The sequence below is a fragment of the Corallococcus terminator genome (genome assembly GCF_049194865.1).
GTDB lineage: Bacteria > Myxococcota > Myxococcia > Myxococcales > Myxococcaceae > Myxococcus > Myxococcus terminator_A.
The window spans coordinates 1-11,739 of sequence record NZ_JBLZWL010000040.1 but is presented as its reverse complement, the minus strand read 5'-3'; the positions used below and the strand labels follow the sequence as shown (position 1 = coordinate 11,739).

Genomic DNA, 11,739 nt, shown 5'->3' with positions numbered 1-11,739 from the left:
ACGGCGCAATCAAACACGTACTGCTTTGCGTCATGCGCCCATCCCCACAGGACAACCGCGATGCCCGCCCTGCTCAGAACGACTGTCGCAGCAGTGCCTCCACCGCCGGCTTCCGCCCCGGGCTCAAACGCAGCCGCGTCCCATCCCGCAGCACCACCACCCAGCCCTTGTCGACGTCCGGCTCCAACTCGCGGATGCGGTTCACATTCACTAGCGTGGACCGGTGCACGCGGACGAAGCACTTCGGGTCCAGCAACTGCTCCACGCGGTTGAGCGTCTCGCGCAGCATGGGGCTGCGGCCTCCCGAGTGCAGCACCACGTAGTTGCCCTCCGCCTCGCACCAGTCCAGCTCCGCGACAGGCATGAGCAACACCTTGCCGTCCGTCTTCACCGCGATGCGCTCCAGGTACGGCGCCTCGGAGGGAGACGTCTCCAGGTCCGACGGTGCGGGGGTCCGGTACGTCTCCAAGAGCGCCGACAGTCGCTCCAGCAGCGCCCTGTCCCGTCCCGTCGTCCGCTGCTTGCGCGCCTTCTCCAGCGCCTCGTTGAAGCGCGTGTCGCTGAAGGGCTTGAGCAGATAGTCGAGCGCATTCGCCTCGAACGCCCGCACCGCGTAGCGGTCGAACGCCGTCACGAAGATGACGGGCGGCATCCGCTCCGGCCCCACCTCCTGCAACACCTCGAAGCCGTCCACCTCCGGCATCTGCACGTCCAGGAACACCAGGTCCGGCCGCTCGCGGAGAATCGCCTCCACCGCCTCCTGCCCGCCCTCGCACTCCTGGATGGACGTGACGTCGGGCGCGCGCGCCAGCAGGTGCCTCACGTTGTCCCGAGCCAGCGGCTCGTCATCCACTACCAGTACTCGCCAACCACCTTCCACGATTGCCCCCTCAAGCTTCAAACACCACGAACGGCAACTCCACCCGGGCAATCACGCCCCCATCCGGCGCATCCTCCAGCGTCAGGCCATACCGCTCGCCATGAAGCTGGTGGATTCGCGCCCGGGTGTTGGCCACGCCAATCCCCGTGCCCCCTGCCCCGCCCGCACGAAGCCCAGGCCCATCATCCTGCACCTCCAGCACCAGCCGGTCTCCCCGGCGCATGGCCCGCACCCACACATGCCCCCGAGATGCACGCCGCGAGGTCCCATGCTTGATGGCATTCTCGACGAGCGGCTGGAGCACGAGCGTGGGAACCCGGGCCATCAACGTCTCCGCCTCCGGCTCCAGGCGAGACTCCAGCCGTCCTCCGAACCGAAGCCGCTCGATGCCCAGGTAGCGACGAACCAGCTCCAGCTCCTCGGACAGCGGAACCTCATGGTCCCCGCCTCCCTCCAGGCTGGCCCGCAGCAGGTCCCCCAGCTCCACGAGCGCCTCGACGGCCTCCGGGTTGCGCGACTGGCGCACCAGACCGACCACGGCGTTCAACGTGTTGAAGAGGAAGTGTGGATCCAACTGGGCACGCAGGGCCTGGAGTCGGGACTCGGCCAACCGGGCCACCAACCGTGACTCCACCAGCTCTCGCTCTCGCGCCCGACGCACCGCGTTCAGCGCCGCCCATGCCGCGAGAAAGAGCAGGTACTCGAAGTACCCCAACGCCCCCCGCTCCAGGAGGAGCACCCGCAGCCCTTCGCTGAACGACAGGCCCCCCGCGTCCCACTGCTCCAGCCACGAGTGAACCAGCGCGAGCAGGAGCGCATGCAGGAGGACAAAGCCACTCCCGAGGGCCACCAGCAGGCCCAGGTCGCGAACCCTGGGGGACGCGCTCCGAGTCACCCGGACAAAGGTGGCAAGCATCAGGGGCCCCAGGAGCGCCCAGACGCTGTAGGGCACCATGGCCAGCGCCAGCTTGTAGCCAAACGCCCGAGGCTCGCGGGCATACGCGCCCACCGCATGGGGCAGCGCGGCGAGCAGCCCCACGGCCATGCCGAGCAGCCACATGCGCCCCGGAGACAGGGCACACGTGCCGAGCCCCGCCGGGCCTCGCGCGTCCGTCACCTCCCCTGGGTTCACGGCATCCCTCGCGGCCACGGCGAAGCAGCGTAGCGGATGCGCCTGGTTTCGAGAGCCCCCCACGAAGCGAAACAGCGCCTTCGGCTATGCTGCTCGCGCTCCGTGAACAGGACCACTCCGGGCCATGAGCCCGATGAAACACGCCCGCCGTCTCCACCCTCGTCCCACGTGCGCGCCGGCACGCTGTACGCATTGGACGAGTCACCCGACACCGCCCCTCCGAGCCAGCCCGCGCGAGGGTCCCGTGTCATGGGTATCGGCACCGCCCTGCTCGTGGCCCTGGGACTCGCCGTCCCCGGTGTGGCCGCGTTCCTGCTCCGCCCCACGACACCCGCCACGTCAACGCTGCTCGCCACGCCGACCGAGAACACCGCGCCCTCCCCCGAGGCCAAGGCCCCCGCCCCCACCGGCCTCGTACGGGTCTGCGTGCTGAAGTTCCGGAACCTGAGTGGAGACACCTCGCTCGCGCCCCTGGAGCTGGCCCTGTCCGAAGCGGTGGTCACCGACGTGGGCGACCAGCCCGGGATGCGGCTCATCGAACGCGGGCAGTTGGACCTGCCGATGGAGGAGCAGGACTTCACGCAGGGCGCGCGGGTGGACCCGGAGACCCGGGCCCGCCTGGGCCGCATCGTCGGAGCGGAGGTGGTGGTGCTCGGCAGCTTCCAGCAAGCGGGCGACGTGCTGCGCATCGCCGCGAGGTTCGTCCACGTGGAGACCGGCGAGGTGCTCGACACGGCGCGCGTGGAAGGGCCCGCGAGCAAGTCGTTCGACGTCCAGGACGCGCTCGCCGCCGAGGTGCGCGCGCTGTTGCCAGGTCTGCCCAAGAGACTGAGACCATGACGGCGCCCCGCTGGCTGCTGCTCCTCCTCGCGTGCTCCCATGTGGCGCTCGCGGCGGCACCCACGAAGCCACCGCCAGGGCCCGCCGCGGTGATGCCGTTCCGCAACCTCAACACGGACACCTCGCTGGACTGGCTCGCGCGCGGCATGACGGAGACGCTCATCTCCGACCTGCGCGCCAGCGGTCGCATCCAACTGGTGGAGCGCGAGCAACTCGACGCCGCCCTCGCCGAGCTGGACCTCCAGGAGCGTCAGCAGTCCACGGAGTCGACGGCGGTGCGCGTGGGCCGCCTCGTCGGCGCCCGCACCGTGGTGCTGGGCAGCATCCAGCGCGCGGAGCAGCAGGTGCGCATCAACGCGCGCTTCATCGACGTGGAGACCGGCGTCGTGCTGGACACGGCGAAAGTCACCGGCCCCGTGGACCGCATCTTCGCGCTGCAGGACCAGGTGGCGACCCGACTGCTCGGCTCGCCCGTGAAGCCGCGCGTGAAGCGTCCCTCGGGGCGCGAGGCGGTGCTCGCCCTGGAGACCTATGGACGGGCGCTCGCGGCCCCCACCGAGGACGAGCGCGCCTGGCTCCTGCGCGCGACGCTGGCGGGCTCCCCGGGCTTCGAGTACGCCCGCGAGGAGCTCTCCCGGCTGGAGAAGCGACTGGCCGAACACGCCCTGCGCGCGGCCCCCGGCCGAGAGGCCGCCGACGCGGAGCTGCGGGCCACGATGCAGGACCCCCAGCGTCCCTCCGAGGACCGCGCCTCGGCCGCGTTGCGGTTGTTGGACGCGAACTATGTCCGAGGGCGCTGGCGCACACTGATCCAGGACACCGAGCGAGTCCTCCCCATGGGGCTTCCGCTGTATCAACTTCGCCTCCCTGCCGAGACGGCCGCGTGGTTTCGCTTCATCGCGCTCGGCAAGCTCGAGCAATGGGAAGCCGAGCGGGATGCCGGAGACGCCTTCCTGCGGACCTATCCCCAGAGCCTCCTGGCCGACGCCGTCGACGCCATGATGAGATCCTCCGCCCTGGACCGCGCCGCCGACGAGCAATCCGCCAAGGCGATGAACGAGCGACTGGCGGCGGAGGAGCTCCAGTTCGCCCAGCGCATCGAGGAGTTCGAGCGAAAGGGAAAGCCCACCGCCTCGGTGCGGATGGAGCGCGACTACAACCGCTGCTCAGAGGCCGCTACCAATCACTCCGACGCCCAGGCCCAGCGGTCCTGCCGCACCTACTACGAGGCGTGGGGAGGCGGCGCCTCCGCCATCGAGCAGGTCTACGCCCGGAACGCGCGCGAATCGGAGATCGCCGCCCTCGTCCGCCTGCGCCGCTACAACGATGCGCGCGAGCGGCTCGCCGCCTACCGCGCCGTCGACCCCGAAGGTGAGAAGGTCAGCGTCGCGCGCGTCATCGTGGTCAACATCCGCGCCAGCGACGAGGACTGAAGGCGCGGCACCCGGGCCGCGTGCCGCGCCTCCAGCGCCCTGACTACGGGGCGATCTTCGTCAGGAACGAGTCGGGGGCACCCTGCAGCGTGTTGCCCTCGAAGTTCCCGTCCAGGTAGCCGCCGACGTACATGTTGTCGTCCTGGTCCACCACGACGCCCATGCTGCGCACGTCCTTCTCCACGCCGTTGAGCACCGCGGTGGGCTGCTGCTTGATCCACTGGAGCGCGCCGGAGTAGTTCACCTTCGCCACGTAGTTGTGGACCATGCCGCCCGAGGTGTCGGACGTCAGCGTCACGTCCGCCACCGCGCCGCCCGTCACGTAGATGCCGTCGTCATGGGCGAAGATGCCCATGCCCCACGAGCCCGAGCCCGAGTCCAGCTCCCACACCCACTGCTTGACGCCCGCCGGGTTGAACCGCGCGATGAAGACGTCGATGGCCGGGGTGACGTTGGGCACGCCATCCATGCCACCGCCGCTGTAGCCCGTCAGGTACACGTTGCCGTTCACATCCACCGTGGAGCCGTAGAGCCACACAGCCGTGGCGGGAGCGCCCGCCAGCCGGGTCCACTGCTTCACGCCATCCGCGTCGTACTTGGTGATGAACGCATCCTGCGGGCCCGTCAGCGTCTGGCCGTCCAGGTTGCCGTCCGTCCAGCCGGAGACGTAGACGTTGCCCGAGGTGTCAGCGGAGGCCCGCCGCGCGTGGGTCGTCTTCCCCGCCACGCCCAGCAGCCGCGTCCACTGCTTCACGCCCGTCGCGTTGTACTTGGTGACGAACGCATCGTAGTTGCCGGTGCGCACGTTGCCGTCCAGGTTGCCGTTGGTGGAGCCCACCAGGAAGGCGTTGTCCGACGAGTCGATCGACACGCCGTAGCCCTCCGTCTGCGCTCCCGCCAGCCCAATCTGCCGCGTCCAGCCAAACACGCCGGTGTAGCGGTACCGGGTGATGAACGCGTCCCGGCCGCCGCTGCTCGTCGCGCCAGGCAGGGCGCCATCCGTGAAGCCCGCGACGTAGATCTCCTCGAACGTCCGGTTGCGCGCGACGCCGTAGCCCAGGGTGACGGTGCCCGGCACGCCGAGCTGCTTGTGGAAGTTGATGTTGCCGTTCCAGTCACGGGCCGTGAGGAAGCCGTCCATCAAGCCCGCCATGGGCTGGCCCTCCACGCCCACCGTCGTCATGCCCGTGGAGTAGGTGCGGCCAGCCGGGTCGCCCGCAAGGTCATGGATGCGCGTGAAGCCACCCGGAGCGCCGGACGACTTCGTCCACAGGTCCACGACCGTGGGGAACGCGTCACACTGGTACAGCTCCAGCCGGCCAATGGACAGGACGACGATGCCCGCGCGGGCGTCGTTGTCGTCCGACACATTCAGCCGGTACTTCTTGTACGAGCCCGGCGACGCCACGGAGAACTCGCGCCGCTCATTGGTCCAGCCCGTCACGTTCGTGCGCGTGTCCACCACCACCCAGGTGCTGCCGTTGGAGCCCTCCAGCGTCCAGTTCTTCGGGGCGCGCGTGGTGATGGAGCCGTTGGAGTAGGAGACGGCGTAGCGGCGCACCGTCTTCATCACGTTGCCGCCGAACTCGTACCCCAACCACGCGGGCGTCACGTTGGCCGTGGAGAGCCAGAAGGTGGTGGCGTTGTCGAACGCCTTCCAGGGCTCATAGGCGGCCGGATTCGAGCCATACACGCCCGAGCTCGTGGCGAAGCCCGACGGCGCATTGTTGCTCGTCATCACCGGCACCAGGCTGACGCAGTTGGTGACCTCCTGCTCCTGACTCCCCGGCCCATCCGTGGGGCCGTCGTCGCCCGGCTCCCCACCCTGGCAGCCCACGAGCGCCAGCGCGCTCGCCAGGAACATTCCTCGTACCGCGTTCAAGAATCTCATGATGTCTCCTCCTCGCGCCGCGAGCGCGAAAGTGCGCGCGGCCTTCCGGCCGACCTGTGTCACCAGGCCCCGGTGGAGACGGAGATACAGACCCTGGGGCGACCTCTGGCGCGGGATGTGACGAAACCGCCCTGGCGAGGGACGAAACCGCCCCACCGGGGGATGAGACCTGAATCACGGTTCATATTTCCCGGCGCATTGCAAGCCAGCCCGTTTTGCACGCGCTGCGTCGAAAGAATCGGTCTTGCTCGCGGCGAACCAAACCCATTGAATCGTGCCCATGAAATTCCTGCGTGAGCTGCGCTCGGTCCTGAACCTGACGGTGCTGGTTGCCGGGCTCGGCTACTTCGTCGACCTCTTCGACATCACGCTGTTCGGCGTGGTGCGCGCCGCGTCGCTCCGGGACATCGGCATCACCAGTCCGGAGGAGGTGCTGTCGAAGGGCATCCTCATCTACAACTGCCAGATGGTGGGGATGATGGTGGGCGGCCTCTTGTGGGGCGTGCTCGCCGACAAGCGCGGGCGGCTGTCGGTGATGTTCGGCTCCATCCTGCTCTACTCGTTCGCCAACCTGGCCAACGCGTTCGCCTGGGACGTGACGAGCTACGCGGTGTTCCGCTTCCTGGGCGGCGTGGGCCTGGCGGGTGAGCTGGGCGCGGCGATCACGCTGGTCGCCGAGTCACTCCCCAAGGAGAAGCGCGGCCTGGGCACCACCATCGTCGCGACGCTCGGCATGCTGGGCATCGTCGCGGCGGCGTTCGTGGGTCAGCACCTGCACTGGAAGACGGCCTACTTCACCGGCGGCATCATGGGCCTGGCGCTGCTGTTCACCCGCTTCAAGGTCTCCGAGTCGGAGCTGTTCTCCAAGAAGACGGACCCGTCGCGCGCCAACCCCCTCCTGCTGCTCCAGGGGGGCCGGTTCCTCAAGTACCTCTGCTGCATCTTGATTGGCGTCCCCATCTACTTCACCACCGGCATCCTCTTCACCTTCGCGCCGGAGCTGACCGCGGGCCTCAACGTGCAGGGCACCGTGACGGCGGGCAACGCCATCCTCTATGGCTCCATCGGCCTGACGATTGGCGACCTGCTCGCGGGCCTGTTCAGCCAGTGGCTCAAGAGCCGCAAGCGCGCGGTGGCGCTGAACCTGGTGGGCGGGTTCCTGTTGATGCTCGTCTACGGGCTCGTCCCCGGGCTCACCAGCACCATGGTGTACATCCTGAGCTTCCTCATCGGCATCATGGTGGGCTACTGGGCGGTGCTGGTGACGATGGCCGCCGAGCAGTTCGGCACCAACATCCGCGGCACGGTGGCGACGACGGTGCCCAACTTCGTGCGCGGGTCCGCCGCGATTGCCGCCAGCGGGTTCGCCGTCCTCAAGGGCTACATCTCCGTGCCCATGGCGGCCATCACCGTGGGCAGCATCTGCTTCGGGCTCGCGCTGCTCGCGCTCACGCGAATCGAGGAGACGTTCCACCGCGACCTCGACTTCGAGGAGACCGCGCCGGACGCGGCCACCGAGGCCAGCGCGCGCTCCCAGCCCTCCTGACGTCCGGCCTCAGCCCTTGCGGGCGCGCACCCGCATGGGCATGCCCCGCTTGGGCACGAAGGTCAGCCGCGTCTGCCACTCCACGGGGTTCTTCCCCAGGTACTCCACGTCGCACTGCTGGAGCAGCGTGGCCAGCGTCTGCACCGTGTCCACCTGGGACATGTGCTGGCCCACGCAGATGCGCTGGCCGGCCCCGAAGGGCACGTAGGCGCACTTGTGCATGCCCGCCAGGCGCTCCGGCAGGAAGCGGTCCGGGTCGAACTTGTCGGCGTCCTTCCAGTGGTCCGGGTGCCGGTGGATGGCGTACGGGCACATGAGGAGCTGGGTGCCCTTGGGCAGGAGCACCCCGCCCACCTCCACCTCGTCCGCCGTTTCCCGGAGGATGGTCCATGCGGGCGGGTTGAGCCGGTTGATCTCCTGCACGACGCGGTTCGTGTACGGCAGCTTCGCCACGTCCTCGTACTTGGGCGGCTCGTTGCCACAGACACCGCTCACCTCCTCGCGGATGGCACGCATCACCTCCGGGTGCTGCGTGCACGCGTGCACGGCCCACGTCAGGGAGGTGGCGATCATCTCGAAGCTGGCGCCGAAGAGGTTGACGATCTCGTCGCGCACCTGCGTGTCTTCCATCGGCTCGCCGGTGTCCCGGGCCCGCGCCTCCACCAGCGCGGACAAGAGCGTGATGTCCCCGTCCTGCGTCCCGCGCTCACGCCGATTCCCCAGCCGCTCGTAGATCCACCCGTTGACGAGCCAGAGCGCCATGCCAATCCGTTGGATGTTCGGGTCCAACCGGGGCAGCAGCTTGTAGTACAGCGTGCCCCAGGGTCCGCGCCGACGACCGAACACGTCGATGGCATCCATGATGCCCGCGAAGAACTCCTCGCGGGGCGTCTCGTCGAAGCACGTGCGCCACATCACCCCGAACATCAGGCGGGCGGCCTCCGTGTACATGTCGAAGGACTCACCCTTGGCGCCCAGGGCCGTCCACCGCTGCAGCGCCTTGGACAGCTCGTCACTGAAGATGCCCGACCACTGCCGGACCTTCTCCTTGTGAAACATCGGCTGAACCATGTGTCGCTGCCGCTTCCACAGCTCCCCCTGGCTCACGGTGAGCCCCTTGCCGTTGAAGGGATTGACGATGGGCGGCTTGGGGAAGGCCAGGGGCTCGTCGATGAGCACCCGCTTCACGTCCACCGGATTTCTCAGGAACGCGATGGGGTAGCTGTAGACGCGAATCAAGGACACGTCGCCGTATTCGGCGTGGAGCTTGTTGGCCAGGGCCAGCGGCTCCTGGAGCATGGGAAAGAAGCTTCCCAGCACGGGCAGTCCCCGAGGGCCGGCCTTGCGGCGCTCGGAGGGCGAGGGAACAGAGGTGTCCATGACCCTGATTTGTTCCGGTCGCCCCGCCACCGTCAAGCCCGGGCACTGACTTGAAACCGACGTCCCGCCACGGGCCAGTTGCGCCGGGAGGGGAAAGCGCCCTATCCCCTTCCCCAAGCCATGGCCTCCACCGACCTCCGACCCATCCAGAAAGTGCTGTGCGCCAACCGCGGTGAGATCGCCATCCGCGTGTTTCGCGCCTGCAACGAGCTTGGCATCCGCACCGTCGCCATCTACAGCGACGAGGACCGGACGCACGAGCACCGTCACAAGGCCGACGAGGCGTACCGGGTCGGTCACGGCAAGCGCCCCGTGGAAGCCTACCTGGGCATCGACGAGATCCTCGACGTGGCGGAGCGGGCCGGCGTGGACGCCATCCACCCCGGCTACGGTTTCCTGTCGGAGAACGCGGACTTCGCCGAGGCCTGTGAGCGCCGGGGCATCCGCTTCATCGGCCCCACCTCCGCCGTCGTGCGGACCATGGGCGACAAGGTCGCCGCCAAGGCGCTGGCGAAGCAGGTCGGCGTGCCCACGGTGCCGGGGACGACGCTGGAGGGCGATGACGCCCAGGTGCTGAAGCGCGCGCGGGAGTTCTTCGCGGAGCACGGCGGCCCGGTGCTCGTGAAGGCGGCCCACGGCGGCGGTGGACGCGGCATGCGCGTGGTGCGCGAGGAGAAGGAGCTGGCGGGGGCGCTCGACTCGGCGCGCTCGGAGGCGAAGAGCGCCTTCGGCTCCTCGGCGGTGTTCCTGGAGAAGTTCCTGGAGCGGGTGCGCCACATCGAGGTGCAGCTGCTGGGAGACCTGCACGGGCAGCTGGTCCACCTGCACGAGCGCGACTGCTCCGTGCAGCGCCGGCACCAGAAGGTCATCGAGATTGCCCCCGCGCCCAACCTGGCCCCCGCGCTCAAGAGCGCCATCTGCGACGCGGCGGTGCGGCTGGCGAGGGAGGCGGGCTACAGCAGCGCGGGCACGGCGGAGTTCCTCGTCGGTGACGACCACTTCTACTTCATCGAGTGCAACGCGCGGCTCCAGGTGGAGCACACCGTCACGGAGCAGGTGACGGGCGTGGACCTGGTGCAGAGCCAGATTCGCATCGCGGAGGGCTACGCGCTCAGCTCGCCCGAGGTGGGCATCCCCTCGCAGGAGTCCATCCAGCCGCGCGGCTATGCGGTGCAGCTGCGCGTCACCACGGAGGACCCGTCCAACAACTTCATGCCGGACGCGGGAGTCATCACCGCCTGGCGCGCGGCCACGGGCTTCGGCATCCGGCTGGACGGCTCCAACGGCTACACCAACGCGCACATCTCTCCGTTCTACGACTCGATGCTGGTGAAGGTCATCGCCTATGCGCCCACGTTCCAGGGCGCGGTGATGAAGGGCCAGCGCGCCCTGCGGGAGTTCCGCATCCGAGGCGTGAAGACGAACCTCCCCTTCCTGGAGAACGTGCTGCACCACCCCAAGTTCCAGGCGGGCGAGACGTACACGCGATTCATCGACGAGACGCCGGAGCTGTTCCACCTGGCGCCCCGCCGAGACCGCGCCAGCAAGCTGCTCACCTATCTGGCCGAGGTCATCGTCAACGGCCACCCGACCATCAAGAGCCACCAGCGGCTCAAGCCCACGCAGTTCATGGAGCCGCGCCTGCCGGTGGCGCCTCCCACCCCTCCGCCCCGAGGCACCGCGCAAATCCTGGCGGAGAAGGGCCCTCGGGGGCTGGCCGAGTGGGTGCTCGCGCAGAAGCGCGTGCTCTTGACGGACACGACGATGCGGGACGCGCACCAGTCGCTGCTGGCGACGCGCATGCGCACCCGGGACGTGCTGCGGGTGGCTCCGGCCACGGCGCACCTGGCGTCGGACCTGTTCAGCCTGGAGAGCTGGGGCGGCGCGACGTTCGACACCGCGTACCGCTTCCTCAACGAGGACCCGTGGGCGCGGCTGCGCGCGCTGAAGGCCGCGGCGCCCAACCTGCTGCTCCAGATGCTGCTGCGTGGCGCCAACGCCGTGGGCTACACCAGCTATCCGAACAACGTGGTGGAGGCGTTCATCGACGAGGCGGCCGAGGCGGGCGTGGATGTCTTCCGCATCTTCGACAGCCTCAACGACCTGGGCAGCATGGAGGTCTCCATCCGCCGCGTGCTCCAGACGGGCAAGGTCGCGGAAGTCGCCATCTGCTACACGGGCGACGTCGCCAATCCCAAGCGCAAGAAGTACACGCTCGACTACTACGCGGACCTGGCGAAGCGCATCGAGGACTCGGGCGCGCACTTCCTGTGCATCAAGGACATGGCGGGCCTGTTGCGTCCGCGCGCGGCGGCCATGCTGATGGACCGGCTGCGCGAGGTGACGAAGCTGCCCATCCACCTGCACATGCACGACACCGCGGGCAATGGCATCGCCAGCTACCTGGAGGCCATCGAGCACGGGGTGCACATCGTCGACGTGGCCCTGGGCAGCATGGCGGGCCTCACCAGTCAGCCGAGCCTCAACGCGCTGGTGAGCGCCCTGCGCGGCCATCCGCGTGAGACGGGCCTGGCCAACGCGCGGCTCCAGCCGCTCGCCAACTACTGGGAGGACGTGCGCGAGTACTACGCCCCCTTCGAGAGCGGCCTCAAGAGCACGACGAGCGAGGTCTACTAC

At 68.9% G+C, this 11,739-nt stretch carries 8 protein-coding genes; 4 read left to right on the top strand and 4 right to left on the bottom strand.

Translation table 11 applies throughout. The annotated features are described in order from the left end of the window. Positions 1 to 73: 73 nt before the first annotated feature. A complete protein-coding gene (locus tag ACN469_RS14540; RefSeq protein WP_498768238.1) occupies positions 74 to 853 on the bottom strand; it encodes a LytR/AlgR family response regulator transcription factor in 780 nt (259 codons plus the stop codon). Positions 854 to 890: 37 nt separating this feature from the next. Next, entirely contained in the window at positions 891 to 2,012 is a 1,122-nt protein-coding gene (locus tag ACN469_RS14535; protein ID WP_498768236.1) for a sensor histidine kinase, read from the bottom strand. Between the two features lie 249 nt (positions 2,013 to 2,261). On the opposite strand from ACN469_RS14535, the gene ACN469_RS14530 reads away from it, so the two are divergent. Continuing rightward, positions 2,262 to 2,852 carry a CsgG/HfaB family protein gene (locus ACN469_RS14530; protein ID WP_498768234.1) on the top strand — a complete coding sequence of 197 codons (591 nt, stop codon included), beginning with the start codon at positions 2,262 to 2,264 and terminating at the stop codon, positions 2,850 to 2,852. Next, positions 2,849 to 4,285, top strand: coding sequence for a FlgO family outer membrane protein (locus tag ACN469_RS14525; protein WP_498768232.1), 1,437 nt, complete (start codon positions 2,849 to 2,851; stop codon positions 4,283 to 4,285). The genes ACN469_RS14530 and ACN469_RS14525 overlap by 4 nt, the downstream gene beginning before the upstream one ends. Positions 4,286 to 4,328: 43 nt before the next feature. On the opposite strand, the gene ACN469_RS14520 is transcribed toward ACN469_RS14525, so the two are convergent. Beyond that, positions 4,329 to 6,176 (bottom strand): SBBP repeat-containing protein, encoded by a 1,848-nt coding sequence (locus ACN469_RS14520; protein ID WP_498768230.1) that lies wholly within the window; start codon positions 6,174 to 6,176, stop codon positions 4,329 to 4,331. A gap of 280 nt (positions 6,177 to 6,456) precedes the next feature. On the opposite strand from ACN469_RS14520, the gene ACN469_RS14515 reads away from it, so the two are divergent. Beyond that, on the top strand, positions 6,457 to 7,722 hold the full coding sequence (locus ACN469_RS14515) for an MFS transporter (RefSeq protein ID WP_498768228.1): 1,266 nt from the start codon (positions 6,457 to 6,459) through the stop codon (positions 7,720 to 7,722). Positions 7,723 to 7,731: 9 nt separating this feature from the next. Here ACN469_RS14515 and ACN469_RS14510 read toward each other — a convergent pair whose 3' ends face one another. Further along, positions 7,732 to 9,102 carry a cytochrome P450 gene (locus ACN469_RS14510; RefSeq protein ID WP_498768226.1) on the bottom strand — a complete coding sequence of 457 codons (1,371 nt, stop codon included), beginning with the start codon at positions 9,100 to 9,102 and terminating at the stop codon, positions 7,732 to 7,734. A gap of 120 nt (positions 9,103 to 9,222) precedes the next feature. Here ACN469_RS14510 and ACN469_RS14505 point away from each other — a divergent pair. Next, the coding region (locus ACN469_RS14505) for a pyruvate carboxylase (RefSeq protein WP_498768224.1) at positions 9,223 to 11,739 on the top strand (2,517 nt) is incomplete at its 3' end.

Excerpts from the sequence above, each read along its gene's own strand:
- ACN469_RS14525 (WP_498768232.1), top strand. The coding sequence starts at position 2,849 with ATGACGGCGCCCCGCTGGCTGCTGCTCCTCCTCGCGTGCTCCCATGTG.
- ACN469_RS14530 (WP_498768234.1), top strand. The coding sequence starts at position 2,262 with ATGGGTATCGGCACCGCCCTGCTCGTGGCCCTGGGACTCGCCGTCCCC.
- ACN469_RS14510 (WP_498768226.1), bottom strand. The coding sequence starts at position 9,102 with ATGGACACCTCTGTTCCCTCGCCCTCCGAGCGCCGCAAGGCCGGCCCT.
- ACN469_RS14515 (WP_498768228.1), top strand. The coding sequence starts at position 6,457 with ATGAAATTCCTGCGTGAGCTGCGCTCGGTCCTGAACCTGACGGTGCTG.
- ACN469_RS14520 (WP_498768230.1), bottom strand. The coding sequence starts at position 6,176 with ATGAGATTCTTGAACGCGGTACGAGGAATGTTCCTGGCGAGCGCGCTG.